Genomic DNA, 26020 nt, shown 5'->3' on the forward strand with positions numbered 1-26020 from the left:
CAATAATAAACGTTGCAATGTTCGTTCATCTTTTACTAGAATATAAACGAAAGCGAAAATGTTCGTTTAGAAGAGTAATTAACCATATTTGAGCGCGTTATGAATACACATACTCGATTTGAGACAGAAGTTGTTATTATTGGTGGAGGCGCGACGGGTACCGGAATTATGCGCGACTGTGCGTTAAGAGGTATCAACTGCATCTTATTAGAGCAGGGAGATATAGCCTCAGGTACCACCGGACGGAATCATGGGCTGCTTCACTCAGGGGCGCGATATGCCGTGACGGATCCTCACTCCGCAAAAGAGTGTATTCAGGAAAACCGTATTTTAAAAAACATTGCTCGTCATTGTGTTGAAGATACCAGTGGCCTCTTTATTACTCTTCCGGAAGACGACATTAGCTTTCAGCAGCAATTTATTACTGCTTGTAGTGCCGCAGGTATCGAGACACAACAGCTAACCACTAAAGAAGCTCTGAAGGTTGAGCCTAACGCAAATCCAGACATGTTAGGTGCAATAAAAGTACCTGACGGAACGCTTGACCCATTTCGCTTATGCGCATCAAACGTGTTAGATGCAAAAGAACACGGCGCTCGATTGTTCACACATACCACGGTGACGTCTCTTATTCGAGAAGGTGACACCATTGTTGGTGTTCGGTGTTTCAATCGACAGTCTCACCATGCGTATGAGATATATGCCAGAGAAGTGATCAATGCGGCAGGCATTTGGGGACAAAACATTTGTGAGTATGCCGATCTCAGTATCAAGATGTTCCCGGCCAAAGGGTCGTTGTTAATTTTAGATTATCGCATCAACAATTTAGTGATTAACCGCTGCAGAAAACCTTCTGATGCCGATATTCTCGTTCCCGGTGATACGATTTCTCTCATTGGTACCACCTCTGAGCAGATAGAGTATGACCAGATCAATAACCTAGAGATTAAACCAAGTGAGATTGATAGCCTGCTCGAAGAAGGCGCCAAACTCGCTCCGATCATGCAAAATACCCGAGTACTAAGAGCCTATGCAGGGGTTCGTCCATTGATCGCCGTCGATGGCGATGAATCGGGACGAAATATAAGCCGCGGCATTGTATTGCTCGACCACGCAGAAAAAGATGGCCTTAACGGTTTAACCACCATCACTGGTGGCAAACTGATGACTTATCGGTTAATGGCAGAGCAAGCTACCGACATTGTGGCGAATAAACTGGGTAACAATACGCCTTGTACAACCGCTTCTCGCCCGTTACCAGGGTCTAACGAACAGCAAAAGCCACCTAAGCGTAATGCCAGTATTGCCAAGCCAGTGTACGAGTCTGCGGTATATCGTCATGGTGAAAGAGCTCTTTCATTTTTGAAAGATGACAAAAAAAGCCAGTCGATCATCTGCGAGTGCGAGATGGTGACCGCAGGAGAAGTTGAGTACGCCGTTAAACAACTGGATGTGAAAAACATAGAAGATCTTCGTCGTCGTACTCGTTTGGGTATGGGGCCTTGCCAAGGTGAGCTCTGTACCTATAGAGCGGCGGGTCTGTTTAATGAATTCGGTGATATGAATGGCACCGAATGCAGCCAGTTACTGGTGGACTTTATGGAAGAGAGGTGGAAAGGAACCAAACCTGTTCTTTGGGGTGATGCATTGCGCGAAGCAGAGTTTAGCTACTGGATTTATGAAGGGCTGTTAGGTGCATCCAATACCACAGCGAGCAAAGCGCCTGTTGAAACAGGAGAGAAAAAATGAAATATGATGTGATTGTTATTGGTGGCGGTATGGCGGGATATACTTCTGCTATTCGCTGTTTAGAAAAAGGCTATAAAACTGCAATCATCAATAACGGTAGAAGTGCGCTGCATTTCTCATCAGGCTCTGTTGAACTGCTTTCGGTGACGCCTTCAGGCACGCCAGTTAGAGCCCCTTTTCAAGCGATCAGTCGATTTGCTAACGAATATCCTGAACATCCATTTGCCAAAGTGGGAGGAGAGTGTGTCTCTAACGCTATCAACTGGTTTACCGAAATGATGAGCGGTGCTGGACTGGCGTTAAAACAACGAGAAGATAACGAAAACCATCAACGCATCACCACACTAGGCACGCTAAAAAGTACCTTTTTGTCTCAGCCCTTTGTTGAACAGATTGGCTACAACGCCACTCAGCATCAGTTTGAAAGGGTTGTTATCCTATCCATAGAGGGTTTCCGTGATTTCCAAAGTAATGTGGTGGCAGATAACTTAACCGCCAACCCTCTATTTAAAAACACACCCATGGTTAGTGCGACTATTTCATTGGAAAATAAGCAAAACCAAACGCAGCATACCAATAACTATCGTTCTACCGATTTCGCTAAGTTGCTCAGCAATGATCAAGATTTCTTCAACTTTGCTAACCAAATTGGCAGTTGTGCGACGGCGAAAGATCTGGTGATCATCCCTGCAATTCTGGGAACTAATGATGGGTTAGAGACGTTGCAAAGGCTAAAGATATACACAGGATTAAACTTCCATGAAGTGCCCACCATGCCTCCGTCTCTGATGGGGATTCGCTTAGAAGAGACGTTAGAGAAACAGTTTATAAAATTGGGTGGCGTGTTGCTAAAAGGCGATTGCGTAACAGAAGGTGAGTTTTCGCAGACAGAGCACGGCTTGAAGCTGACATCAATTTGGACCAAGAATTTACGTGACTATGCATTAACGGCGGACGCCTTTGTGCTGGCCAGTGGTAGCTTCTTCAGTAATGGCTTGAAAGCGCGACATAATGAAATTATCGAGCCGGTATTTGGTTTGGATATTTGCGCGACGGGCTCACGTAACGATTGGCATGATGAACAATTTTTCTCGCCTAATTCTCACGCGTTTATCTCTTTTGGTGTTGAAACAAATGCTCATTTTCAACCTCGATTAAAGGGAAAAACCGTTGATAATCTATATTGCTGTGGTTCCATATTAGCCCACTACAATCCTGTCTCGGAAGGCTCTGGTGGTGGTGTCGCCATCTCCACAGCTTATTTTGTTTCAGACAAAATCACACAAAACGACAATAACAAAGTGATGCTGGAGATTGGCCAATGTTAGACGTAGCGAACGATACCAGTTTTGACCAGTGCATAAAATGCACAGTTTGCACCGTCTACTGTCCGGTAGCAAAAGCAAATCCTGACTTTCCGGGCCCCAAACAGTGTGGGCCAGATGGGGAGCGTTTAAGAATTAAAGACCCACAGTATTTTGAAGATGTTCTAAAGTACTGCACCAACTGCAAGCGCTGCGAAACAGCTTGTCCGTCTAATGTCAGAATTGGCGATATTATAGCGGTAGCCAGAGGTAAGTACGGTAAGTTAGAAGCAAACCCAAAAACAGTGCGTGACTTTGTTCTTAGCCATACAGACTTATTTGGTTCACTGGCGACACCCGTTGCTCCTCTGGTTAACGCAGCGACGAGCATGCCGATTGTTAAAAAAATCATGCATAAAACAGTGGGAGTTCATGACCATAAAGCACTGCCGAAATATTCCCATGGTACATTTCGTCGATGGTATAAAAAACACTGCCCTGATCAGTCGGGCTTTAAACGCTCAGTGAGTTTTTTTCATGGCTGTTATGTTAACTATAACCACCCACAATTAGGTAAAGATCTTATTCGGGTGCTCAATGGGATGAATATAGGTTTACACCTGTTAGAGAGTGAAAAATGTTGTGGTGTTCCGTTAATCGCAAATGGTTTTCATAAAAAAGCGCAGCAGAATGCCAAATTTAACGTCAAGCAATTGGAGCAGTCAGTAGAAACCTATCAGCGTGATATTGTTTCAACCTCATCGACTTGCGCATTTACGTTACAAAATGAGTACCCACACGTGCTTGGCGTCAATAATGAGCGTGTTGCTGATCGAATACAGTTTATCACTCGTTATCTGTTAAAAGAGTTTATGAACGGCAATACGCCGAAAATGAAACCAATTAATAAAAAAGTGGTTTATCACACACCGTGTCACTTAGAGAGAAGTGGCAATACCATGTTTACCATTGAATTACTTAAAGCGATTCCTGGCATACAACTGGTGGTATTAAATAGTGAGTGCTGTGGATCTGCGGGAACGTATGGATTTAAAGAAGAGAATTATGACGCATCCATGTCCATTGGTAGCGGCCTGTTCCGTCAAATTGCCTCTGAAAAAGCGGATTTAGCCATTACCGATTGCGAAACCTGTAAATGGCAAATTGAAGAGAATACAGATTTAGAGTGTATTCACCCTGTCTCTCTTCTGGCAGAAGCCATTGATATTGAATAATAAATATCGTTGGAAAACGTAAAAAACCCTCCCTTAAGATATCTTGCCGGTCCTATGACCGGCTTTTTTTGATTTGAAACTCTCTGGTTTAGATTATTTATCTGTGAATTGAAAACAGTTAAACAGAGGGCCATAAACCCACATCAAGCTCTATTAACATCCACTTGTGTCTATGGCGACATGTGCCGCCGATGTTTTGGTGGCTTGATAATAATAGACAAAACATTTGGTCTGTTCAGGACTTTTTACTGAGTTCGGATCGCCCACAAGAGCACCGGAGGCGATGGAGATAGTATTACGACTTTCACCGTCATAGGTGCGCCCTAACAGATGGGTTACCCAGTCATGTTCACTGTTTTTGTTTTGACTTCCGTATCCGGCAACGTCGCCTAAATGGTTAACGTCAACTATACCGGTAAAAGCTTCAGGATAGCCGTACACCATCTTTATGCTTTTTCCATCAAGTGTAATGGTAGACGTTGGCTGGCTGTCATTACCATCAACAACAGACTTTGAATGAGCAAGTTGCGCTGAGCTTTGAAAAGAGGCAAACAAACCACGAATTGCAGCGGTATTTGCTTCCGATGACATATTAAGAAAGCGAGGTGCAGCAGTAACCGCTAAAATTCCAAGAATAACGATCACAACGACAAGTTCAATCAGGGTAAAGCCACGCGGTTTCTTCATATTGATGTTATCTCTGACGATTATTTTGTATAGCAAACAAGATGCAATAAGAGGGGAGAGCTCTCATTACTTATTATTAACCCAATGGTTTTATAGGATAAATACTCTAAAACATATTCAACAATGATACCAGATAGCCATTTATTAATGTGATAGCTGTTTGATAATCAATAAGATAACGAATGTTTCTATAGCGATTACTCAGCCGTACTTAGAGAGCGAATCCAGCCATTTGAGTTGCATGAACGTTTCAGTCTTTTAAGTTCAGCTTTCGCGTTGTCGTAGGATAAAGGCGCAGAGATGACATAATATTTGTTGCCGAGAAAAACAAGGGAAGCGTTAGTCGTCTTGCAGGTTATTTTATCCATATTCGGGCGGTTGTTGCCGGCATAAAATTGGATAAGGTGTGTTCCTTGCAGTTTCTTCTCTGGCGCAGTTGGAGGAGGAGTAATCGCCGCTTTGTTGACAGGTTGGCTTGAGACAACTGGTGCGTTGACCGTTGCCGAGGAATGGCGAGATGTCGGCTCTGTTGAAGATGCTACTTTGCTTGTTTCTGCTTCCGTGGTGATATTGAGAGCAGAGTATATTTTGCGACAGTTAGCTTCATTGATGGTGTATGAGCGAGAAGAGTGACCATTGGTTATGGTGACATTTGCCGCCTTATTCATTGTGCAGTAATCAAGTAAGACAAGAGTAACAAAGTTATGAAATGAGCAGTCATTTCCAACGGTATAAATTACATCGTTGGCTTTTTTCTCAATGTTCGCCTTGCAGTTTTTAGTGCGAAAAGCTGCCTTAGCAGGGGGCTTTTTATCTACAGCAACATCACTGTTTTTCTCCATCGCTATTACGGCTGGAGAAAGGAGAAAACTAAAGTAAAACAGTGTAGTAGCTATAAAAATCTTCATTGGTTCATCAGTTAACGTTTTTTGTGAGTTTACTACGTTGTAGGGTGATTAAAAGTAAAATGGAACTATTTTTCGATATAACTCATGATCTACAGAGCCACTGATAATGCAGGGCTTTTATCGTGGCGCTTCAGTGATACGACTTCTTGTTTACCTTAATGCCCATTTACTAATTAACAATAGGTAATTAACAATAGGTCAATAACAACAGGCTCATCCTTGAGCCGGTTACTTGGGTCGGTTGTCGCAGCGCTATTCTTTGCTAAATACCCGTTGCTAAAAAACCATTACTAAACACCAGCCGCTAACTATCAGCCCCTAAATAGTGTTTTCAAGGAGACTTCGTTGGTTCGGCTCAGTCTTAGACTCAAGCCAAGGGCGATGGCACCGCACAGGTAATAGAGAGTCAAGTGAACAACCCCCGCATTGATAAAGCCACTAAAAGGGTGGCTCGAAAATACCGACATAGGTAACGAGGCGATGGCATCAAAAAACTGGCTAAAACCATAAAAGCCAACAAGGTAAATAGATAACCATTTAATGGCATAACTGGCGACAATCATCACCAATATAGGGGAACCAACCAATTGAGAAACCATTAACGCAATACAAGCTAGCGGAAGTATTGCCAGCGCAACCAATAGCATCCTGAACAGATAATCTAGCCAGTTTAAAACAATGTCGACAACCGAGCCGAGTTCAAACATGTGCGCGAGAGGAATGTCCATCATGGCGCTCATTGTCCATAGCATTATGTTGGCAGCCAATACCAATAACGAACAGATCAACGGAATAACAATTAAACCAAAGGCCAGTTTAACGCCATGAGTCATTTGGAATGAGACAGGCATGCTACGCCAAAACATAGCGCTGCCTTCTTGGCGTTCTTTACGTAATGTTTTGGGAATATAAAGGGCAGTAAGCAGCAGCGACAGAAGGCCGCTGGCAGAAGCAATAAGCAAACTGACATCCACAGACAGAGATTGGCTAATATCTCCGCTAAATTGCATTTGATAACTAACGTTCTCGCCGGACTGGAATGCGAAGCTGGCAAATACCAGTAACAAACAGGCAAATACAAAAGCGGGTACGCGAGTGACAAGCTTGTGCTCTATCAGCTCTTTTTCCAACATATATAAACTGGCGTGCATTATTCACCCTCTCTTTGCAGTGCAATAAACAGATCCGCAAGGCTCGCTTGCTGTATTTCCCCAAGCCCTTCAACTTGGTCACGATATTCAGCGGATAATAGCCACTTGGTTGTGCCAAGCCCCGCTTGACTAGAAAGAGGCTGAAATGCAGAAATAGCGGCATTGTGGCCATTGGCAGCATCCAGAATAAAGTAGTTTTGTTGAATGTTCTCCATGCTCTCTTGTAATACCGTTTTGCCCTGTTTCAAGATCAACACATCGGTAAGCAGGTGCTCGATCTCAGCAACTTCATGGCTGGTGATAATAAGAGCCCGCTCACCATCATGAAACCATTGCAGAAGATGGCGATAAAAAGTATCCCGATAGAGAAGATCAAGCCCTAGCGTAGGTTCATCAAGGATCAATACATTAGTATCGGTAGAGATGACCACCGCTAAATGAAGCTGAACCTTCATCCCTTTAGATAGGCTACCAATCTTACTGGACAGCTTAATATCGGTATTGGCTAAGGTCTGCTTCGCTTTCTCAATATCAAAACTTGGATGCACACCAGAGGTGTACTTCAGCAGCTGAGCCACACTCATCCACGAAGGTAGAACATTGACATCCGAGATATAAGCCAGCTGTTCCATCAATTGAGCATGATGTTTAATGGGGTGGAAACCATTAATATCAATGTCACCTTGGTAATGATGGGCACCAAGCAGGGCATTAATTAAGGTCGATTTCCCTGCACCATTGTGGCCAAGTAAGCCTAGGACTTGCCCTGCATGCAGCGTAAAGTTGGTACTGTGTAGCGCGTTCTTCTGAGCGTAGCTTTTTGAAACATTGTTAACACTAACGAGTGGTTTCATTGTTCACCTGATATCTGTTTTTCTAATTGCTGTATAAAATCGCCTAGTGACATATCGAGCTGTTTAAGGGTTGTAGCAATCATTGGAATTTGATGCTGTAAAAAATCGTTCTTTTGTTTCTGTTTTAAAGTGATGAGTGCCCCTTGAGCAACAAACATACCTTGACCGCGTCGTTTCTCTATCAAGCCTTCATCAACCAGTAGCTGGTAACCTTTCATCACCGTGAGGTGATTGATTTTTAAGTCAGCCGCGATGGTTCTTACTGAGGGTAGAGCCTGACCTTCTCGCCAAACCCCTTGCAAAATTTGATCGGTTATCTGCTCACTCAACTGACGAAAAATGGGCTGATTATTGTGCCAGTCCGTCATAGTGTCCTCTTAAATTGCGTGAATAGAATGTTTGGTGTTATATAATAGTATAACACTATACCAGTGGTGAAAATTTGCAACCGTTATTTTTGTCGGTAACAGAAATGATGAGAGGCGGGGAGAGAAAAAAGGCGGTTACCAATGTAAGGTAACCGCCATTTGGACTATTAATTATGCTTTGGTAACAACGACTAAGCCGAAGCTGGTAGCAAGAAGATACCGGTTGGGTTAATGGTTAAGTAAGCGTGATCGGAAATCTCTGGATCAAACTGTGACGAGTTAAGTTGCAACAACAACTCCTGCCCATGCCAGTTAACCGCCACTTCATACATCGAGCCCATATACACAATGCCTTTTACTTGGCACTGTTGGCACGCTTCGCCTTCTCCTGCTAACAGAATGGCTTCTGGACGAACGCCAATCTGGTAGTCACCTTCAGGGAAGCCTTCAACAACCGCAGAATCCGCTGGGATCGGGTACCCATTAATGGTCAGCGTTTCATTACGGTAGTCCCCTGTGAAGATGTTGGCATCACCCATGAAGTTCGCCATAAACATAGAAGCAGGGGAGCGATAAAGCTCATCTGGCGAGCCTTCTTGCATTATCTCACCATCTTTCATGACGATAACGGTATCAGATACCGCAAACGCCTCTGCCTGATCGTGAGTCACGTAAAGTGAGGTAATATTGAAGCGCTGTTGTAGATCACGAATGGTTTCGCGCATGCTACGACGCAGGTTGGCATCCAAGTTACTTAGTGGCTCATCAAACAGTAGCACTTTTGGCTTTAATACCAATGCACGTGCCAATGCCACACGTTGCTGTTGACCACCAGAAATCTGGTCAACAAAACGGTCACCCATGTTGCTTAAGTCCACCAGATCCAACGCTTCTTCAACGCGCTGTTTGATCTCGTTAGCAGGCAGCCTGATCATCTTGAGGCCATAAGCCACGTTTTCATATAACGACATATGAGGAAACAGAGCATAAGACTGGAATACCATACAAATATCACGATGTTGAATCGAGGTATTTGTCACGTCTTCACCATCAATAAATATCTGTCCGCTGGTGGGTTTTTCTAACCCGGCAACCAGACGTAACACCGTGGTTTTACCACAACCTGAAGGGCCTAATAGTGTCACCAAACTGCCTTTTTCGATCTCCAGATCAAGGTTGCCAATGACCGTATTGTCTCCAAAGCGCTTGCATACATTTTTTAGCACTACAAAACTGTTATCTTTCATTTTCTTTTTCTCCAATACTTATTCTTGGTTCTTGGCTTTTGAACGAGAAATTCGGGCTTCGCCGACAAAATAGTCGAAGGTTAAAATAATGGCTAACATGACGAAAATCAGCAGAGAGCCATACGCGATAGCAATACCATACTCACCATCTTCTACTCGGTTTAGAATGTATGAGGTTGCCACTCGTGTTTCAGGTGTGACCAAGAAAATAATGGCACTTACCGTCGTCATTGCGCGCACAAAGCTATAAATCAACGAGGATAAAATAGCAGGACGAAGCAGTGGAATAAGAATAAACATAATGGTCTTAAACGAGTTGGCGCGTAAGCTGAGCGACGCTTCGTCTAAGGATTTATCTAATTGACCTAGGCCAGCAACTCCGGCACGTATACCAACCGGAACGTTTCTCATCACCATAGAGATAACCACAATCGCAGCGGTACCCGTTAGGTAAATAGGCGCATCATTAAAGGCCAAGATATACGAAACACCCGCTACTGTACCCGGTACGGCAAAGCAGAGCATGGTGACAAATTCCACCACTTTTTTGCCGTGGAACTGCTGGCGAACAACGATATACGCAATCAGTAAACCAAAGGTGGCAGTGATTGGCGCCGCGATACCTGCGTAGGTCATGGTACTAATCAATGAAGGCCATGCACCTTCGCCAAAGCCCATACCAAATAGGTTGATGTAGTTGGCTAATGTTAGTGAATAATCCACACCCCAGTTAACAGTGAAGCTACCGTATACAATGCTGCCGTAAAGTAGAATGTTAAACGCCATCCAACCATATAGAGTTACGGAAACAAATGTACGTAAGCTGTTTGGTAACGGCTGCACATCACCGCGGTAAGATTTACCAGAAATGGTCACGTAAGAGCGTTTGCCTATCCACATATATTGGATAACAAAAATAGCCAAAGAGAACAGCAGCAATACGGCACCAAGGGTACTTGCTGACGCATAATCTAGCTGAGCACCTGCGATGTAAAAGTAGATCTGTGTGGCGAGAACATCAAAGCTACCACCGAGAACTAACGGGTTACTGAAGTCCGCAAGTGACTGAACAAAGATAATTAGGAAGGAGTTAGCCAGTGCCGGTTTAAGCAGAGGCATCACCACACCAAAGAAGGTTTGATAGCGGTTAGCACGCAAAGTATATGATGCTTCTTCTAACGATGGATGCAGTGATTTCATCGCACCATCCAAGATCATGAAGGACATAGGTGCAAATGCCAGTACCTGAGCCATCCAGATACCAGTAAAACCGTATAACCAGTTTGTCTGTTGTAGACCAAACCACTCCGCCATAAATTCAGTAATGTACCCTGAACGGCCGAGCATTAAGGTCACACCCAAACCAACCACAAAAGGAGGGGTAACTATCGGTAGAATTGAGAATATACGGGCGATAAAAGCCGACTTCTCTGCAATACGAGTTGAGTAGATAGCAAAAATAAGCCCAAAGAACGTTGCAGTCACCCCAACGGATGAACCCAATAGAATGGAGTTACCGATAATTTGGATAATTTGCGCTTGAGATAAAATCTCAATAAATTGCCAAGCGACAAAGTTGCCCATATCGTCCTGAAACATCGGGATAAAAATGGCGATACTTGGGTAAAGAATAAAGGCCGAAATTAAGCCAATAATGGTAACTAAAGAGCCGATGACAAACGAGTCACCGCCTAAGTACTCTAAACGAGCCAATGCAAGTGTTAGCACTATGCCGAGCGCGGCAAAAAGGAAAATAGTGGAGTAACCCAGACCATGTCCCGTTATCGCAGATGAGGCAATAATAAATAGGATACAAAACAGGGAATAGCCGATATCAAACTTATGTCGAGATTTATGGTACTTGTCCAAAGCGTACTTAGGACGAACAAGAAGAACCAGAGGTAGCCCAAACCAAAGCCACGCAATGTTGGTGCTGCTCCATGCCATTGCTTGCAAAAATTCATCAGACGTTGAGTCGAGTAACCCATAATCAAGTGAGAAAGTCGGTAACAGGATGAAAGCGGCGACAATCGACATTATCCAATAGAAGATATGGTCACGATGTGGCTTATCTTCAAGGCGTTTTTTCAAGTCTGACTCTGCTGCTAATTGAGACATGATATTCACCAATCAAAATTTAGTGTAAAGAAACCTAAGAGCTAACATAATTAGCCCTCAAAAAAAATTTAAGGTGGAGATTGAGCAGCGCCGAAGCGCCGCTCGATTCATACTCAGGCTAGTGTGATAAGAAGATTGGAGCCTTCATACATAGCCTGAATATTGAATGGCTTAGTTGCCCATTTTAACAACGTTTACCCACTTCTTGATGAGACGTTTACGAGTGTCTGATGCACCGTAAGTGCTCATATCGTAGTCGATAAGATCAAGTTTTTTAGGGTCTAGAGCATAAGGAGACTGCTCAGCATCAACGTTTGTTAAGATTTGGAAAGACTTACCTTTTTGCCAAGCAAGTTGTTGACCTTCTTTAGACAGTACCCAATCAATAAACAGTTTGGCATTCTCTTCGTTACGTGCGCCTTTAATCATACTCACGCCACCGATTTCATAACCAGTACCTTCACAAGGAGAGATAAGCTCTAAAGGAGCGCCTTGAGATTGCTCTAGAGAGTAATCATGCAAGAAGCCGATACCGATAGCGATTTCGCCACGAGCTGAGTTACGAGATGGAGTCACACCTGATTTAGTGTACTGAGAAATGTTTTTGTCTAGACGTTTAAAGTATTCAAACGCTTTTTCTTCACCCCAAAGTTGGATAAAGGTTGCTAGAGCGGTATAAGCGGTACCAGAACTTTGTGGATCCGCAATTTGAATTTCGTCTTTGTATTCTGGTTTCGTCAGATCTTCCCAGCAGCGAGGAATCGCCAAGCCTTTCTCTGCCAAACGTTCTGTGTTTACACCGTAACCTAAAATGCCCATATAAACCGCAGAAGAGTAGTTACCTTTACGTTTTGCAGGATCTTTAAACTCAGGAATAATGTTGTCTAGCTGTGCAGATTTATATGGAGTAAGAAGATCCATTTCGCCAGCTTGAGATTGAGGGTCTAAAGTACCGCCATACCATACATCAGCACGTGGGTTTTTGCGTTCCGCTTGGATTTTTGCCAGCGTACTACCAGAACCGTTACGTACGAAAGATGTTTTAACATCGTATTTTTCAGAGAATGCTTTTGTTTCTGCTTCACACATTGCGTTTGTTGCGCTGCAGTAAACAACCAAACGACCTTCAGCCATAACTTGTGGCGCTGCAAAAGCAGTAGAGCCTAAGATACATGCGGCGAGTAGATGGCGTTTAATATTACCTTTCATCTTTTGTTTCCTCTTTATTGGTATTAACTCAATAGTCGAAGTAAAACATTCATATATTGAGTCGGCGTCACTTCTTTGTGACCCATTTTTATAGTTAAGTCTTTTTACCAATATCTGGTTACTAACCAACATCCAGATAATGAAACGACTCAGTAGAGTATTCTCATCGGTGATGGCCAATTAAATGGCACACAGATGCTGTTGGGTAGAGTGCATAATAAGAAAACAGAACGGGAATAGAGTGAGACAGGTTTTTAGCCAACTAGGAAAAATTCCTAGTTTTCAGTACCTTTGGTTACGATTGGGAGAATGCTCACAAAAGTACTGTTAAATGAATCATTAAAGGCGACACAACATTGCGGAGTTGGTCACCTTTTTCAGTTAGTCTCCTTTTGCCATTGGGGAACAACTGTGTGAGAAGGCGTTAGCTTAAACGGGGTTCACTGTTTCGCTGCTGTGCTTTAAGAAAAGGAATCAGCAGCATACCAACGGCCGCTGCGGCGAGTGTTATCGCAGTAAAGAAGCCTTCCCACTGAAACTGTTCGATAATGATTGAGAGTGGGTAGCCAGCCAGCGCTGCGCCTAAATAGCCGAACAAGCCAACAAAGCCAGTTGCGGTGCCCGCCAGATCTTTATGCGAACATTCGGCCGCGGCCATGCCAATCATCATCTGTGGGCCAAATATAAAAAAGCCAATAGAGAACAGACAACCGGATAAGACAAAAATATTGTTTAAAGGCATAAGCCAAAGTGCCGCAACGGAAATAAAAATACCCAGTGCAAATATTAAGTTCATCGGTGCTCGGTTACCGTGGAAGAATTTATCCGATCCCCAGCCACCCAATAAAGAACCTAAGAATCCCCCCACCTCAAACATAGAGACCGCAGTGTTGGCCGTAAGCAAATTGACATTATGGCGCTCGACCAGATACAAACTGCCCCAATCGTTTACACCAATTCTTACCACATAAACCAATAAATAAGAGCTGCATAATAGCCAGATGTATTTATTGCCCAACACGTAGCGTTTTAAAATCTGTTTAAAGGGGAGGTCTTTTCCTTCGCTCTCTTGCTGTTTTTCCAGCGGATCATTTCGCCAGTCCCCAACAGTCGGTAAGCCAATGGTATTGGGCTTATCTTGCATGCGGAAGGTCAGAATTATCCCCACCACAATGGCGATACTGCCGGGAACAATAAAGCCAAAACGCCAGCCCCATGTAATGGCTATATAGCCAATTAAAATAGGCAGCAAAGCACCACTGACGTTAATACAGGTGTTCCATATGGACCACCAAAACCCCCGTTCCGAACGCGAGTACCAGCTAGTAAGCAGCTTTGCGCATGCGGGCCAGCCCCAGCTTTGGAAAAAAGCGTTCAGCATCCATAAGACAATCATCATCGAAAGGGAAGAGCTAAAACCGAATAGGACGTTGACGATTCCGGTTGCGATTAAACCAAACCCCATAAAAAATTTGGGGTTTGAGTTATCACTGATCATGCCGGAGATAAACTTGGAGGTACCGTAAGTCACATAATAAACGGTGGCAATAACGCCGATATCGGACGGTTCCCAACCGAGATCCGTCAGCATGACCGGCATGCTAAAGTTGAGGCTTTTACGCGTAAAATAAAACACCCCATAGCCGACATACATAGAAAGCATCAAATGCAGACGCCAATACTTATAAGTCGCGTCTATGCTCTCTTTATCGGTGATTTTTTCTGTTGGCTGCTTTTGAGAAATAAAACCAAGCATACTGCCTGTCCTCTATAAATACGCTCTATAAACTTGTCTGGGAATAGACCTAACAATCAATTTAACTTCAGCGTTACTCTTCGCTGTTGGACTTTTCGTTGTCGACTCTTTCGTTGTCAACTTTAGTAGGAAGCGTCACAACAATGCGTGTTCCCTTAGTGCCATCAATGGTGATATTGCCACCCAAGGCGGTTACTCGTTCTTCTAGCCCTTTTAAACCGGTGCCTTTTGTTCGCCAATGGTTAGGCAAGCCAATACCATTATCGCGATACTCCATACTAAAGATCGCACCGGGCAAAAGGGTAAGGTGAACTTCGTTGGCGTCAGAGTGTTTGGTGGCGTTGTTTAACAGCTCCTGCACGATTCGGTATAAAGTTACCGAAGTGACCTCGTCTAACAGCTCCGTGTTAAAACCAATATTGAGCTGAAAATCAACATGGCGTTCTGCAAACTTCATCTCATTTGCCAGTTGTTTTAAGGCACTTTCTAGCCCGAGTTCATCTAAAATATGGGGACGTAACTGGGTTAATAGCTGCCTTGTCGCGCTATGAATTTGAAAGGCAAGGTCGTTGATGGCATTAGCGATGTTCTTGGTTTGGTCTTCGTTGGCAATACGGTTGGCTAATGTTGCTTGGATTTGTATGGCGGTAATGTTTTGACCAATCTCATCATGCAGCTCGCGAGCGACGGACTTGCGAATGTCTTCTTCAACATGCACCAACTGTCGAGTGAGGTTTTGCTTGCTGTTTAGCTCATAAGCTAACTCGGTATTGACCCGTTTTAGTTTCTCTGACAGTAAGTGTTGGCGGCTGATGGCGATCCCCAAACCTAGACCAACAATCGCCTGTGTGATTAAGAACAGCTGCATCTCTTCGTAAGTGGTAAAAGATCCCATCACTTTTTTGGCTAAAGTAAGCAGTATGCTGTTCATCACCGCAGCCAACACTCCACCTTGCCAGCCGTAGCGATAAGCCATAAAAATATTAGGTAGCAACACCACAATCAGCAGCAATGACGCCATCTGCTGTTTAAAACTCAGCTCGGCGATTAAGCCAATACAGAAGAACAACATCATCCACAAAAATGCTGAGGGTCGAAGAGTCACTTCTTTATGGATAAGAGTTGGCGATAAAGGCACCCAGACTTTGCGGTTTAAGTAGTCGTGCAGCAGGTAAAAAAACGGAGCAAGGATAATACCGCCAGTAATGGTTGCCACTGTGCAGCTATAAATTATCGTGATCGAGAGAGCAAGCGGTTTACTCAATAAGAATATGGCGGCCGCCTGCAAAAGACCATTGAGAACCACAAAACCAAGCAGCGCCAATAGCTGCTGCCAATAGGTTTCTAGCTGTTTCCACCAAGATTGAAGAGGACGAATTAACGCATAAGAGATAAACGGAGCCAGTATCAACAAAAAGTCTATTGGATTAAACACCATAGAGTTAATGATACTGATGGCAATACAGACCTCACTCAGCAGCACCACCCACCAGTGGCGTATTGGCATAATCAGCAGCACCGCTAAGCGTAAACCAACCGGCAAAAATAGCCCTGCTACATGGATATCGGACACCAGATAGCCACTTATTCCCCATAAGCAGAACCAAGTGATAGCATAAATAACGAAGGTAAACAGGCTGACAAACACTCGATTGGCAACCATTTCCGTTTGGCTGTTCATTCTGGTAATAATTTGTTTTTAATGGCAAAGCGAATAAGATCAACATTGTTCGACAGTGCTAGTTTACTAAGCACGTTGGCACGATGAACATGAACCGTTTTATGGCTTAGCGACAGTTCAAAGGCCACTTCTTTTACATCTTTGCCCTGAATTAGATAATCGAAGATCTCTCTTTCTCTTTTCGTTAAGTCGTTCAGTACCGCTGGTGGCGTTCCGGCATTACTCAGATTAAATAGAGCGTCTGCGCAGAGGTAACGATCACCATTGGCGACAGTGCGGATGGCCGTAACTAACTCCCCCGGACCACATCGTTTAGATAAATAACCTAGTGCGCCCGCATCAATCGCTTTACTCACAAAGGAAGCGGAGTCGTAAATGCTTAATACAATGGCTTTTAACTCGGGTTTAATGTGTTTTAAACGGGCAAGTAAGGAGAGGCCGCTTTCGTCTGGCATAGAGATATCAATAACGGCGACATCTAAATTTGGCACAGAGGCTAGAGCGCTAAACGCTTCTTTAGCGGAGCTGTATTCACCTATTACCTCTATATCAGATTCCACACTTAACAACTGGGCAAAGCCAGAGCGAACCATAACGTGATCGTCAATTAGGGCAACAGATATCATTGGTTATTTCCTTGTTGATTACTACAGTCAACTACTACCCAGATACAATACAACTTCACTGATAAGAGGCAGAATAGTCCACCTATTTCATAGTGTTAGAAAGAGAGCCATTAACCGCGTTAGCAAAAGCGGATAGCATTGATGCAGTTGTAATATTGACAGTTAGGAGTTAGTTGAGGAGGCCAATAGTCGCAGAAGAAATAGCTTTTATCAAAAAAGCCGTTGTGAGGTGTGACAATTGTCGACATTCCTTTTGAGCCGTCAGCAAACGCCATTGACGCGTCAATTAACGGTAAAGAGGCACAAGAGCGAGCAAATAAGTTATTTTATAAGCAGTTGAACGCAAAAGTTGCGCTTTTACTACTTTTCTCCTTGACCAAGGCACTAAGAATCATTAAATTAGCGCCTCGTTGCTTACCCAAGCAGCATCAAAATACGGTGAGTTGTCCGAGTGGCTGAAGGAGCACGCCTGGAAAGCGTGTATACGGCAACGTATCGAGAGTTCGAATCTCTCACTCACCGCCACATTCTTGAAAAAAGACGTCTTAGGACGTCTTTTTTTGTGCCTGTAATATAGTTAAATCAATAGCTTATCATCTCATTTGGTCTCAGCCTGTCTCATAAAACCCTGATTGGGAGATATACACTAAATCGGTTTTAAATGTCATACACTTGGTCATATTGCCTTTAAGTCAAGGACTACAGCCCACGGCATGCGCTCTCTGGCAAGCACTCCGTTAAATGAGAAAGGATTTGATTCGACATTATTGAAGCTGCTTTAGCTCACCAGAAGCGCAACACTATTTGCTCAGCTTATAACCGTACAGAACATCTGGAACGTTGACGTAAAATGATAGAGTGGCAGAGTAACTATAGCGATGAGACTGTGGGGTGATTTTGTATCCCACCATTACATAGCAACAGGTAAATTAATAGCCATGTCGTTTTACATGGCTGTCTAATTTTTTGGGTGAGCTAAGCATTTTTACGTTGATCTTTTATGTAAATATGAACTGCTCCTGTGCCTGTATCTCTGCGATCAATCTCAAAAAGTTCAGTTGCTTCTATAAGTTGGCTTAACGTGTTAAAGCCATAGTTTTTAGAATTGAAGTCTGGGTATTGCCTTTTTATTAAACTACCGCAATGACCTAAGAATGACCACCCATCTTCATCTTGGTATTCGCTAACAGCACCACGCAGGATATTCAAAAGTTTAGTATCTTGGCGAAGTTTATTGCGCACGCTACGAGAGTCTAATAGCTTTGGCTTTTCAGAAGATATTGAAGCAGCTTCATCTTTAATTGCATATCGCTCCTTGAGTATTTCAGTGTACATAAAGTCATCACAAGCATTTCTGAAAGCGACTGGTGTTTTCTTTTCGCCAACACCAAAAACGTATATTTCTGACTCTTTAAGCCGAGATGCTAGCTTGGTGAAGTCGCTATCACTACTTATTAGCGCAAACGCATCAAATTTATCCGAATATAGTAAATCCATAGCATCAATTATCATCGCAGCATCTGATGAGTTTTTCCCCTGAGTATATGAGAACTGCTGTATAGGGTTAATTGCTAGTTCATTTAACGTTTGTTTCCAATTCTTTAAATGCTCTGAACTCCAGTCGCCGTAGGCTTTTTTTGCAAGAATATGTCCATATTTGGAAAGTTCTTTTAAAACAGAATCTAATACAGAGTACTGTGCATTTTCGGCATCGATTAATACCGCTATCTTTTTCTCGGAACTTATATCAATCAAAATTGATACCTCACAATACTATAGAGGGGGAAGGGTTTGTTTTTTCAACAAATTTAAAGCCAGCTAACATGGGCTCATATTGGAAAGTATTGCCATCTAATGTTGTATACCCATACCCATACAGTTCAGCAGCATAGATGCCACCACTTAAATCGCGAAAAAGTGTCGCATCAAATACTTGATAGTTTTCTAATAATAACCAGCAGTGAACCTTTTGAGTTTCGGGAGATATACCTTTATCTAGCTGTTTTTTTAGATCTTCTAAGTTGCATTTCATGTGAGCTTCAGCGTTGACAATAACATCACCAAATATAAGCTCAGAAGCATAGCCATAATTAGCTAACGCCTTCTTTAAATAGCTGTGAACGAAAATACATGCTCCAGCCATATGATCGTAATTCAGCATAGGTTGAACTGCGTCTACTATAGCGAAGATTTTATCAAAGTCTTGCTTGCTCAGATGTCTATATTTTAGAATGTCGGGTGACAGATCTAACGCATCGGATTGTTTATATGCTTTTTCTAGCTGTTCTGAATATTTTTTATGTTTTTCTTTTATTTCTTCGAACATGGATAATTTACCTATAACGTTGTTATTTTATCTAGAGTTGAAAGTAATTTGCTATTTTTAACATTTGATACGAACCCTTTATCGCTTCTTCTGTATCTTCAAAGCCTCTATGCCAACGAATCTTAATATTCTTATGGCAAGCCCAAGTCACTGCTTTTTTAAATTCCACCCATTTGTCGTTTTTTGCACATGACTCGGCATACTGGTTTACAAGCAAATAGGTGTCTCTGCCAATGCTATGTTTTGCCAAGTCAAAAGCGTTCTTATAATGGGTATATGCACTCTTGTGCTTTTTGTTCCTATAGCAATAAGTAGCGTACATCCATTCAACCAACCACTTTAAGCTTTGACTGTGACCAGCTTCGTGAATTTTACTTTGAAAGTTAGCAATTTCTTCGCGGCTTGCGTGTTTTCTTAGCTTGCACCCCTGAAAGTAGAGTTCCATATATTCTTTCTTATCATCATTAAGCGTTCTTTTGAGCGGCCTCAATGCAATTGCCAGAAAGAATGGTTCAAATTGTTGCCTAAGTTCCTTGAGTTCGGTCAGCGTAAAAGTCTCATTACCTTTTCTATTTAATATTTTTTGAAATGCTAAAGCACTTGTATGCCACACATCAGCATGCATACGCCAGTACAAATCAACTTCTGAGTGCCAGAATCGATAAACGTCTATTTTGTCAAATATTCCTTCGCATATCTGTCTGGCTGTTAACTCTCGTTTTATTTGCTGATGAAAAAGCCATAGTCTACGGTTTTGAGCTTTCATCTGAAATATGAGTTGCTTTGTAAAATCTATGCCGAAGGCATTATCTATACGTTTGAATATGTCAGTAGACATACGGGCTAAGAAGAGTATTACTCTGAAGCTCTGAATATCCCTTTCAGCAAATTCACGATGATACGTTGGTTCCGAACAAGACTTTAGTTCTGATAACGAGAAATCTAAATTTTCCTGAAGTTCTCCCCATTTTGGTAGTCTATCTCTGTTTAACCATCTCGAGGCATTTTCAGCATTTTGACTAGCTCGACCTGAAGCATTGTTGCTCGGATTATGGAAACGGGCTTGTGGAATGTCTGCTGAGTTATAAATCCACCGTAGCGCTGTTTCTATAGGCCAGATAACCTTACCTTCAGAAATTTTCGGTAACCACCAGTTTGGCGTAGGTGGTGTTGAAAGTTCGCTTGTAGCTAGGGAATGCATTAGAGTGTACTTCTGAATTGACTTGATAGCTAAGTCAGACAATTGGTATTCGATTAGCCACTTGACGGTATCTTTTTTGGAGAGGTAAGTCCCTTCGTCCTTCATTGTTTCCCTGAAGGAGTCATATAAATCCCTGAACATGTCCATTAAAGCTTGTGAAACTCTAATGTCTTGGGTAGCTTCTGTTAGTAACCCCATCAGATACAGTGCTAGTTCATCAACAGTTGCATCAAGATCGCCTTCTTCTTTCGCCAACCTTCTTAACTTTGTCTGAAGTGATTTTTTCTCCGATTCAGATTTTAAAATGTTCGATTGATGATTTTTTTGTGCAAGCAAACCAGTACTGTCAAATATTATCTTTGCGGCTTCTCCCAGAGTTGGAAAGGTGTAATTAGTCATCGTCTTCTTCTTTTGTTTCTTGTTCTCGCTGACAATCGTAACAAAGTTCGCCAGTGATACCCCATGTTTCATCTTCTTCAGTGAAGTACAGAGCGCAAAAGCACTCTGTACATTGAACTTGTTTATAGCTCAATTTGGTCTGCTCTTTTTCTATTTTTTTCCTTTCGCATTTCCTCTACCACCACCAGACTTTTTCCCAGTAGTTGATGGCCAATTTCCTCCAGGACCTGGGTGTGTGGAAGTCCCTCTGCCATTTGATTTTCCTGAGCTTTTAGTCATTTTGATCTCCTTACTTAAAGTCAACACGTTTGGTTAGTATCAAGCTATATGCATAGCTGACAACCACTTAACTGTAACGAGAGAAGGGAAAAAACTCATTGGGCTTTTTGGCGACAACTTTTTAAAATGGCTTACCCAGTATGAAATAGTTGAATAGAAAAAGTTTCTCTCCCATAAAATGTTATTTGTAAAATCTGTTTTTTCTAAAGTGTCAGGAGTCTCTCTTTCCATAGATATTTTTGACGTAAATAAAATTACAAGTATTAGGTATGATATCGTTATCAGAAACGGAGTTTCTATAGATGTTAATAAAGCTTCAATGAATGTAAATGATTTTGAAAACTGTATTGTGGAGATTCTGAATTTTGTTAGCACACTGTAATAAGAGATAAATGAATCAACTTAACTATTACGCGTCCAAACTTGTAAAGAAAGCTGTTTGAATAGAGCTTATTGTCCACTAGAGTAATATATTTCCTCGTTTAATTTCTCTCATGCAAGATCACACAATTGCATACCAATTAATCAAGTAGCCACGTTGTGTAGTTTTTGTCATTGTTCATTCCCCAATTTTCCCATATTCTCTCACATTCAGTTTTAATGAAATTAACCAATATGAGATAACACTCTGAATGGTAGACCAAATTTTAACCTTGAAAGAGGTGGCTGCTTACTTAAAGTTGGCCGAAAAAACAGCTTATAGATTAGCAAGTGAAGGAAAGCTTCCTGGTTTCAAAGTCGGCGGTTCTTGGCGCTTCAAACGTGAAGACCTTGAAGCGTGGATAGAAGAGAATAAGAGCAAGCAATGACATTAATAAATCTCAAAGACTTAGAAGCGCACCTTTGGCATGCAGCCCATATAATCACTGGCCCAATCGACGCTTCAGATTACAAAACCTACATCTTCCCAATCCTATTCTTTAAGCGTATCTGTGATGTTTACGATGAAGAATTCGAAGAGGCGATGGAGCAAGTGGGTGATGAAGAGCTCGCGAAAGGCGATATGTTTCACCGCATCCAAATACCAGCTAACTGTCATTGGAAAGATGTGTTTGCAGAAACCAAGGATATCGGCCAAGCCCTAAAAGATTCATTCCGTGGTATTGAGCTAGAAAACCCACAGTTACATGGCATTTTTGGTGACGCGAGCTGGACCAACAAAGAGCGCCTATCAGACGAACTGCTATCGACATTACTCAATCACTTCAACAAGGTTAACCTTGGCGTATCGAGTGTACGTAATGATGATATGGGCCGCGCTTACGAATACCTCATCAAGCGTTTTGCTGATAAAGCAAACAAGAAAGCAGGTGAGTTCTATACACCGCGTACCATTGTTCGTCTAATGGTCAATATTCTAGATCCACAAGCCAATGAGAGTGTATATGATCCGGCTTGTGGTACAGGCGGTATGCTGCTTGAAACCATCCACCATGTTAAAGAAAACGGTGGTGATCCACGTCTTCTTAAAATCAAAGGTCAAGAGAAGAACCTGACCACCGAAGCCATTGCCCGCATGAACTTGTTCCTACATGGACAAGAAGATTTTGAAATCGTTCGTGGTGATACACTTCGTGATCCTAAGTTCCTGAAAAATGACCAACTAGAAAACTTTGACTGCGTAATCGCAAACCCACCATTTAGTTTAAAAGAGTGGGGTTATGACTATTGGACAAGTGATCCATATGGCCGTGCAAGCTTTGGTTTAGCACCAAAAACCAACGGGGATTTTGCTTGGGTTCAGCATATGTTTGCTTCATTGAATGATAAAGGGCGCATGGCGGTAGTGCTGCCACATGGTGTGCTTTTCCGTGGTGGTGCCGAAGGTAAAATTAGAACCAAACTATTGAAAGAGAACCGCATCGTGGCGGTAATTGGCGTGGCTTCTAACCTGTTCTACGGTACAGGCATCCCTGCTTGTATTCTCGTATTGCGTAAAGCAAGACCAGAAGAGCATAAAGAACATGTGCTGATTGTGAATGCGCAAGAGATCTTCACCAAAGGTCGCGCGCAAAACACTTTGTCAGAGCTTCAAGCTGATGAGATTTACGACATCTATCAGAAGATGCGTACCAAAGGCCCTAAAGCAGACGACATTGAAGGCGTCGCACGTTGGGTACCACATAGCGAGATTGAAGAGAACGATTTCAACTTGAACATCGCTCGTTATGTACAAAAACCGCTAGAAGAAGAAACCATTACCGTAGAAGAAGCGTTGAAAGATTTCCAGCAAAAATTAGCAGCCTTAGAGGTCGCTGAACAAGAGTTAGAAGCCTCGTTAATCAAAGAGGGCTTTGAGCTATGAATAAAAACAAATTAGAAGACCTACTGTGGGGCGCAGCAGAGTTCCTGCGTGGCCAAATTGATGCGTCTGATTACAAGCAGTACGTATTTCCATTGCTGTTCTTTAAGCGTCTATCGGATGTATATCTAGAAGAGTATAACGAAGCACTCGAGCTGCACGAAGGTGATGCCGAATACGCTGCTATGTCGATGTATCACCGTTTCGATATTCCAGAGGAAGCAAGCTGGGAGAAAGTTCGCAACACGAGCAAAGACATTGGTGAAGCGATTCAAAATGCATTGCGTTTGATTGAGGCAAAGAATGAACGACTACATGGTGTATTTGGTGATGCCCAGTGGACCAACAAAGAGCGCTTGCCAGATCACTTGCTATCAGACCTTATTCAGCATTTCAGTAAAATCCCGTTAGGCATTAAGTCTGTTGCTCAAGATGACTTGGGTGAGGCTTACGAGTATCTGATTAAAAAATTTGCGGATGACTCAGGTCATACGGCTGCTGAGTTCTATACCAACCGTACCGTAGTCCATTTGATGACCCGTATTATGAAGCTCAAACCAGGTGAGAGTGCGTACGACCCAACTTGTGGCACGGGCGGAATGCTGCTTAATGCGGTGATGGATCTGCGTTCTCAAGGTGAAGAGTGGCGCGGTGTTCATTTGTACGGTCAAGAAGTAAACCTGCTAACCTCTGCAATTGCGCGTATGAACATGTTCTTGCATGACATTGAGGAGTTCGATGTTATGCGTGGTGATACCTTAGGCGACCCTAAGTTTATTGAGAATGATCAGCTTAAACAGTTTGATGTTATTTTCGCTAACCCACCGTATTCCATTAAAAAATGGAACCGTGAAAAGTTCGCTGCTGACCCGTATGGGCGCAATATGTACGGCGTACCACCACAAGGTTGTGCAGATTACGGTTTCTATACCCATATCATCAAGAGTTTAAAACCCGATACTGGCCGTGCGGCGATGCTTTGGCCTCATGGTGTGTTGTTCCGTGATTCAGAGCAAGCGATCCGTAAACAGGTGATTGAATCTGACATCATTGAAGCGGTGATAGGGCTAGGACCAAATCTTTTCTACAACTCGCCGATGGAATCCTGCGTCATAATACTTAGTACCAATAAATCTCCAAACATGAAGGATAAAGTACTATTTATTAATGCAAATCAGTATTACAACACAGAAAATGGTCAAACATATTTAAGTGAGAAAGATATTTTTAATATCATTAACTTATATCGTATTGAACATGATGAAGGTAGCGTTGCAAGGTGTGTCAATATAGAAGAGATAATAGGGAATGACTACAATATGTCAATTCCCTTATATATTAAATCATCCGCATCACAAAATAGGGCCTCGTCTATTTTTACCACCATAGAGAATTGGCATGGCACAAGAACAAAACTTCACAATATAAATAAAGAAATCTTTGAGTTTCTAATATGAGCATAGAGAAAAAGAAATACTCTTTGGGTGACCTGGCTTTTGAAGTAAAAAGAAAGCTCCCAGATTTTATGGATAGTCATATTCAATGGTGTATCCGAGGGGAAGACTTTGACAGTGAGTCTTTAAGGTTTTGTCGTAAAGGAGCGGTAGAAGATGCAGGGCCAACATTTTTTAGGCACTTCCTTCCTGGTGATTTTTTGTATATGACAAGAAACCCAAGACTTAAAAAAGGAGCTGTAGCTAATTTTGAAGGAGTTGCAGCAAATACGACATTGATACTAAATCAGAAAAAAGAGAGTGATTTATTTTCTGATGATCTTCTTCCCTATTTGATGCAATCAGAATTATTTCATGATTACGCGAAGTCTGTCGCTGTCGGTTCAACGAATTTGTTTACGAAATGGGTTGATTTAAAACGGTTTGAGTTTGAGCTTCCGCCTGTTGAGGAACAGAACCGTGTAATTGAAATGTTAAGTAAAGTTTTGACGGCTATACATAGCACGGAAGATCTTATCCATACTTACCCTGCTATTAAAGCTTCGTTGATTAACGAGGTAGTATCTAGATGTAACGGTGAATTTGTTTCTATAAACCATTTTGAGAATAACGATTTGAAGAATGGGTATTCACCAAAGGAAGATGCAAAGAATACTAACTATGGTAGCTTTTCAATATCTGCAGTAAGAAATGGTGTTTTAAATATAAAACCAGAGCACAGAAAAAGTGTGTTTGTACCTGTAGAGATTCAGGATAAGTACCAGATTAGGAAAGATGACGTATTTATTGTTAGAGGAAATGGTAATCCAAATATCGTTGGGGTTTGTGGTAGGGCGGTAAGTGATACTAGTGGCTATATCTACCCAGATATTTTAATTAAGGTTGAGGTGGATAAAAAAATATTCATCCCAGGCTTTTTTGTTGAGTTATGGAACTCAACAGTTGTAAGAAGGCAAATTAATGCAGTATCTCAAACCACGAATGGAACATATAAGGTCAATCAGAAGAGCTTGTTAGGAGTAAAGCTTCCCGCGATACCGTTGTCTATTCAGGAAGAGTATATCTGTAAAATTAGAATGATTGAGGAAGCAGAAGAAGTATTAGTTGAAAAACGTAAACATCTTAAGTTGATGTTTCAGAACTTAATAAACAATCTCATAGCGTAG

At 42.3% G+C, this 26020-nt stretch carries 24 protein-coding genes, 1 tRNA gene and 1 pseudogene; 10 read left to right on the forward strand and 16 right to left on the reverse strand.

Annotated features, from left to right (window positions below; genetic code table 11):
* The first annotated feature begins 99 nt into the window (after positions 1 to 99).
* From glpA to glpC, 3 genes are read left to right on the forward strand one after another with little or no spacing between them, the layout of a single operon-like run.
* Positions 100 to 1749 (forward strand): anaerobic glycerol-3-phosphate dehydrogenase subunit A, encoded by a 1650-nt coding sequence (glpA, locus tag CHJ_RS05295; protein ID WP_317917054.1) that lies wholly within the window; start codon positions 100 to 102, stop codon positions 1747 to 1749.
* Positions 1746 to 3077, forward strand: a complete 1332-nt coding sequence (gene glpB, locus CHJ_RS05300; protein ID WP_317917055.1) for a glycerol-3-phosphate dehydrogenase subunit GlpB — start codon at positions 1746 to 1748, stop codon at positions 3075 to 3077. Before glpA ends, glpB begins: the two co-directional genes overlap by 4 nt.
* On the forward strand, positions 3071 to 4288 hold the full coding sequence (gene glpC / locus CHJ_RS05305) for an anaerobic glycerol-3-phosphate dehydrogenase subunit GlpC (protein ID WP_317917056.1): 1218 nt from the start codon (positions 3071 to 3073) through the stop codon (positions 4286 to 4288). The genes glpB and glpC overlap by 7 nt, the downstream gene beginning before the upstream one ends.
* A gap of 153 nt (positions 4289 to 4441) precedes the next feature.
* Here the strand turns inward: glpC and CHJ_RS05310 are convergent, their stop codons facing one another.
* The 11 genes from CHJ_RS05310 to CHJ_RS05360 form a co-directional block, all read right to left on the reverse strand.
* Complete coding sequence (locus tag CHJ_RS05310; RefSeq protein WP_317917057.1) at positions 4442 to 4975, reverse strand: type II secretion system protein; 534 nt, start codon at positions 4973 to 4975, stop codon at positions 4442 to 4444.
* A 197-nt stretch (positions 4976 to 5172) separates the two neighbouring features.
* Positions 5173 to 5883, reverse strand: a complete 711-nt coding sequence (locus tag CHJ_RS05315) for a hypothetical protein (RefSeq protein WP_317917058.1) — start codon at positions 5881 to 5883, stop codon at positions 5173 to 5175.
* A 311-nt stretch (positions 5884 to 6194) separates the two neighbouring features.
* A complete protein-coding gene (locus tag CHJ_RS05320; protein ID WP_171753005.1) occupies positions 6195 to 7034 on the reverse strand; it encodes a hypothetical protein in 840 nt (279 codons plus the stop codon).
* Positions 7034 to 7888, reverse strand: a complete 855-nt coding sequence (locus CHJ_RS05325) for an ABC transporter ATP-binding protein (RefSeq protein ID WP_317917059.1) — start codon at positions 7886 to 7888, stop codon at positions 7034 to 7036. Before CHJ_RS05325 ends, CHJ_RS05320 begins: the two co-directional genes overlap by 1 nt.
* Complete coding sequence (locus CHJ_RS05330; RefSeq protein WP_317917060.1) at positions 7885 to 8256, reverse strand: GntR family transcriptional regulator; 372 nt, start codon at positions 8254 to 8256, stop codon at positions 7885 to 7887. Before CHJ_RS05330 ends, CHJ_RS05325 begins: the two co-directional genes overlap by 4 nt.
* A 191-nt stretch (positions 8257 to 8447) precedes the next feature.
* Positions 8448 to 9503, reverse strand: a complete 1056-nt coding sequence (fbpC, locus tag CHJ_RS05335; protein ID WP_171753002.1) for a ferric ABC transporter ATP-binding protein — start codon at positions 9501 to 9503, stop codon at positions 8448 to 8450.
* 18 nt (positions 9504 to 9521) lie between these two features.
* On the reverse strand, positions 9522 to 11621 hold the full coding sequence (locus CHJ_RS05340) for an ABC transporter permease (RefSeq protein WP_171753001.1): 2100 nt from the start codon (positions 11619 to 11621) through the stop codon (positions 9522 to 9524).
* A gap of 171 nt (positions 11622 to 11792) precedes the next feature.
* Positions 11793 to 12830: an ABC transporter substrate-binding protein gene (locus tag CHJ_RS05345; RefSeq protein WP_171753000.1), complete on the reverse strand. Its 1038-nt coding sequence runs from the start codon at positions 12828 to 12830 to the stop codon at positions 11793 to 11795.
* Between the two features lie 424 nt (positions 12831 to 13254).
* Positions 13255 to 14586 (reverse strand): MFS transporter family glucose-6-phosphate receptor UhpC, encoded by a 1332-nt coding sequence (gene uhpC, locus CHJ_RS05350; protein ID WP_171752999.1) that lies wholly within the window; start codon positions 14584 to 14586, stop codon positions 13255 to 13257.
* 73 nt (positions 14587 to 14659) lie between these two features.
* The gene (uhpB, locus tag CHJ_RS05355; protein ID WP_171752998.1) at positions 14660 to 16267 is read right to left on the reverse strand and encodes a signal transduction histidine-protein kinase/phosphatase UhpB; all 1608 of its coding nucleotides are present in this window, start codon (positions 16265 to 16267) and stop codon (positions 14660 to 14662) included.
* Positions 16264 to 16893 carry a response regulator gene (locus CHJ_RS05360; protein ID WP_171752997.1) on the reverse strand — a complete coding sequence of 210 codons (630 nt, stop codon included), beginning with the start codon at positions 16891 to 16893 and terminating at the stop codon, positions 16264 to 16266. Before CHJ_RS05360 ends, uhpB begins: the two co-directional genes overlap by 4 nt.
* Before the next feature lie 231 nt (positions 16894 to 17124).
* Between CHJ_RS05360 and CHJ_RS05365 the strand changes: the two genes are divergently transcribed.
* From CHJ_RS05365 to CHJ_RS24095, 3 genes and pseudogenes are all read left to right on the forward strand, one after another.
* Positions 17125 to 17352 (forward strand): hypothetical protein, encoded by a 228-nt coding sequence (locus CHJ_RS05365; protein WP_317917061.1) that lies wholly within the window; start codon positions 17125 to 17127, stop codon positions 17350 to 17352.
* Positions 17331 to 17418, forward strand: a tRNA-Ser gene (locus CHJ_RS05370). Before CHJ_RS05365 ends, CHJ_RS05370 begins: the two co-directional genes overlap by 22 nt.
* A 146-nt stretch (positions 17419 to 17564) precedes the next feature.
* A pseudogene (locus tag CHJ_RS24095) lies at positions 17565 to 17734 on the forward strand (tyrosine-type recombinase/integrase); the annotation flags it as partial.
* Positions 17735 to 17868: 134 nt separating this feature from the next.
* Here CHJ_RS24095 and CHJ_RS05375 read toward each other — a convergent pair.
* Genes CHJ_RS05375 through CHJ_RS05395 form a run of 5 tightly spaced genes read right to left on the reverse strand, consistent with a single transcriptional unit; the run spans position 17869 to position 21098 of the window.
* Positions 17869 to 18648: an NYN domain-containing protein gene (locus CHJ_RS05375; protein ID WP_317917062.1), complete on the reverse strand. Its 780-nt coding sequence runs from the start codon at positions 18646 to 18648 to the stop codon at positions 17869 to 17871.
* A gap of 10 nt (positions 18649 to 18658) precedes the next feature.
* Complete coding sequence (locus CHJ_RS05380) at positions 18659 to 19219, reverse strand: hypothetical protein (protein ID WP_317917063.1); 561 nt, start codon at positions 19217 to 19219, stop codon at positions 18659 to 18661.
* A 31-nt stretch (positions 19220 to 19250) separates the two neighbouring features.
* Positions 19251 to 20819, reverse strand: coding sequence for a hypothetical protein (locus tag CHJ_RS05385; RefSeq protein WP_317917064.1), 1569 nt, complete (start codon positions 20817 to 20819; stop codon positions 19251 to 19253).
* Positions 20812 to 20952: a hypothetical protein gene (locus tag CHJ_RS05390; RefSeq protein WP_317917065.1), complete on the reverse strand. Its 141-nt coding sequence runs from the start codon at positions 20950 to 20952 to the stop codon at positions 20812 to 20814. Before CHJ_RS05390 ends, CHJ_RS05385 begins: the two co-directional genes overlap by 8 nt.
* A gap of 17 nt (positions 20953 to 20969) precedes the next feature.
* Positions 20970 to 21098, reverse strand: a complete 129-nt coding sequence (locus CHJ_RS05395; RefSeq protein WP_317917066.1) for a hypothetical protein — start codon at positions 21096 to 21098, stop codon at positions 20970 to 20972.
* Positions 21099 to 21730: 632 nt separating this feature from the next.
* Here CHJ_RS05395 and mads1 point away from each other — a divergent pair.
* From mads1 to CHJ_RS05415, 4 genes are read left to right on the forward strand one after another with little or no spacing between them, the layout of a single operon-like run.
* Positions 21731 to 21907, forward strand: coding sequence for a methylation-associated defense system helix-turn-helix domain-containing protein MAD1 (mads1, locus tag CHJ_RS05400; protein WP_009842282.1), 177 nt, complete (start codon positions 21731 to 21733; stop codon positions 21905 to 21907).
* The gene (locus CHJ_RS05405; RefSeq protein ID WP_317917067.1) at positions 21904 to 23403 is read left to right on the forward strand and encodes a class I SAM-dependent DNA methyltransferase; all 1500 of its coding nucleotides are present in this window, start codon (positions 21904 to 21906) and stop codon (positions 23401 to 23403) included. The genes mads1 and CHJ_RS05405 overlap by 4 nt, the downstream gene beginning before the upstream one ends.
* Entirely contained in the window at positions 23400 to 24857 is a 1458-nt protein-coding gene (locus tag CHJ_RS05410) for a class I SAM-dependent DNA methyltransferase (RefSeq protein ID WP_317917068.1), read from the forward strand. The genes CHJ_RS05405 and CHJ_RS05410 overlap by 4 nt, the downstream gene beginning before the upstream one ends.
* Positions 24854 to 26020, forward strand: coding sequence for a restriction endonuclease subunit S (locus CHJ_RS05415; protein ID WP_317917069.1), 1167 nt, complete (start codon positions 24854 to 24856; stop codon positions 26018 to 26020). Before CHJ_RS05410 ends, CHJ_RS05415 begins: the two co-directional genes overlap by 4 nt.

The organism is Vibrio sp. MACH09 (genome assembly GCF_033238805.1).
Lineage (GTDB): Bacteria > Pseudomonadota > Gammaproteobacteria > Enterobacterales > Vibrionaceae > Vibrio.

What these genes read in the sequence shown, in the direction of transcription:
- CHJ_RS05340 (WP_171753001.1), bottom strand. Translation starts at nt 11,621, where the DNA reads ATGTCTCAATTAGCAGCAGAGTCAGACTTGAAAAAACGCCTTGAAGAT.
- glpB (WP_317917055.1), top strand. Translation starts at nt 1,746, where the DNA reads ATGAAATATGATGTGATTGTTATTGGTGGCGGTATGGCGGGATATACT.
- CHJ_RS05360 (WP_171752997.1), bottom strand. Translation starts at nt 16,893, where the DNA reads ATGATATCTGTTGCCCTAATTGACGATCACGTTATGGTTCGCTCTGGC.
- uhpC (WP_171752999.1), bottom strand. Translation starts at nt 14,586, where the DNA reads ATGCTTGGTTTTATTTCTCAAAAGCAGCCAACAGAAAAAATCACCGAT.
- CHJ_RS05315 (WP_317917058.1), bottom strand. Translation starts at nt 5,883, where the DNA reads ATGAAGATTTTTATAGCTACTACACTGTTTTACTTTAGTTTTCTCCTT.
- fbpC (WP_171753002.1), bottom strand. Translation starts at nt 9,503, where the DNA reads ATGAAAGATAACAGTTTTGTAGTGCTAAAAAATGTATGCAAGCGCTTT.
- CHJ_RS05385 (WP_317917064.1), bottom strand. Translation starts at nt 20,819, where the DNA reads ATGACTAATTACACCTTTCCAACTCTGGGAGAAGCCGCAAAGATAATA.
- CHJ_RS05395 (WP_317917066.1), bottom strand. Translation starts at nt 21,098, where the DNA reads ATGACTAAAAGCTCAGGAAAATCAAATGGCAGAGGGACTTCCACACAC.
- mads1 (WP_009842282.1), top strand. Translation starts at nt 21,731, where the DNA reads ATGGTAGACCAAATTTTAACCTTGAAAGAGGTGGCTGCTTACTTAAAG.
- CHJ_RS05345 (WP_171753000.1), bottom strand. Translation starts at nt 12,830, where the DNA reads ATGAAAGGTAATATTAAACGCCATCTACTCGCCGCATGTATCTTAGGC.
- uhpB (WP_171752998.1), bottom strand. Translation starts at nt 16,267, where the DNA reads ATGAACAGCCAAACGGAAATGGTTGCCAATCGAGTGTTTGTCAGCCTG.
- CHJ_RS05325 (WP_317917059.1), bottom strand. Translation starts at nt 7,888, where the DNA reads ATGAAACCACTCGTTAGTGTTAACAATGTTTCAAAAAGCTACGCTCAG.
- CHJ_RS05415 (WP_317917069.1), top strand. Translation starts at nt 24,854, where the DNA reads ATGAGCATAGAGAAAAAGAAATACTCTTTGGGTGACCTGGCTTTTGAA.
- CHJ_RS05410 (WP_317917068.1), top strand. Translation starts at nt 23,400, where the DNA reads ATGAATAAAAACAAATTAGAAGACCTACTGTGGGGCGCAGCAGAGTTC.
- CHJ_RS05405 (WP_317917067.1), top strand. Translation starts at nt 21,904, where the DNA reads ATGACATTAATAAATCTCAAAGACTTAGAAGCGCACCTTTGGCATGCA.
- CHJ_RS05320 (WP_171753005.1), bottom strand. Translation starts at nt 7,034, where the DNA reads ATGCACGCCAGTTTATATATGTTGGAAAAAGAGCTGATAGAGCACAAG.
- CHJ_RS05330 (WP_317917060.1), bottom strand. Translation starts at nt 8,256, where the DNA reads ATGACGGACTGGCACAATAATCAGCCCATTTTTCGTCAGTTGAGTGAG.
- glpC (WP_317917056.1), top strand. Translation starts at nt 3,071, where the DNA reads ATGTTAGACGTAGCGAACGATACCAGTTTTGACCAGTGCATAAAATGC.
- glpA (WP_317917054.1), top strand. Translation starts at nt 100, where the DNA reads ATGAATACACATACTCGATTTGAGACAGAAGTTGTTATTATTGGTGGA.
- CHJ_RS05380 (WP_317917063.1), bottom strand. Translation starts at nt 19,219, where the DNA reads ATGTTCGAAGAAATAAAAGAAAAACATAAAAAATATTCAGAACAGCTA.
- CHJ_RS05310 (WP_317917057.1), bottom strand. Translation starts at nt 4,975, where the DNA reads ATGAAGAAACCGCGTGGCTTTACCCTGATTGAACTTGTCGTTGTGATC.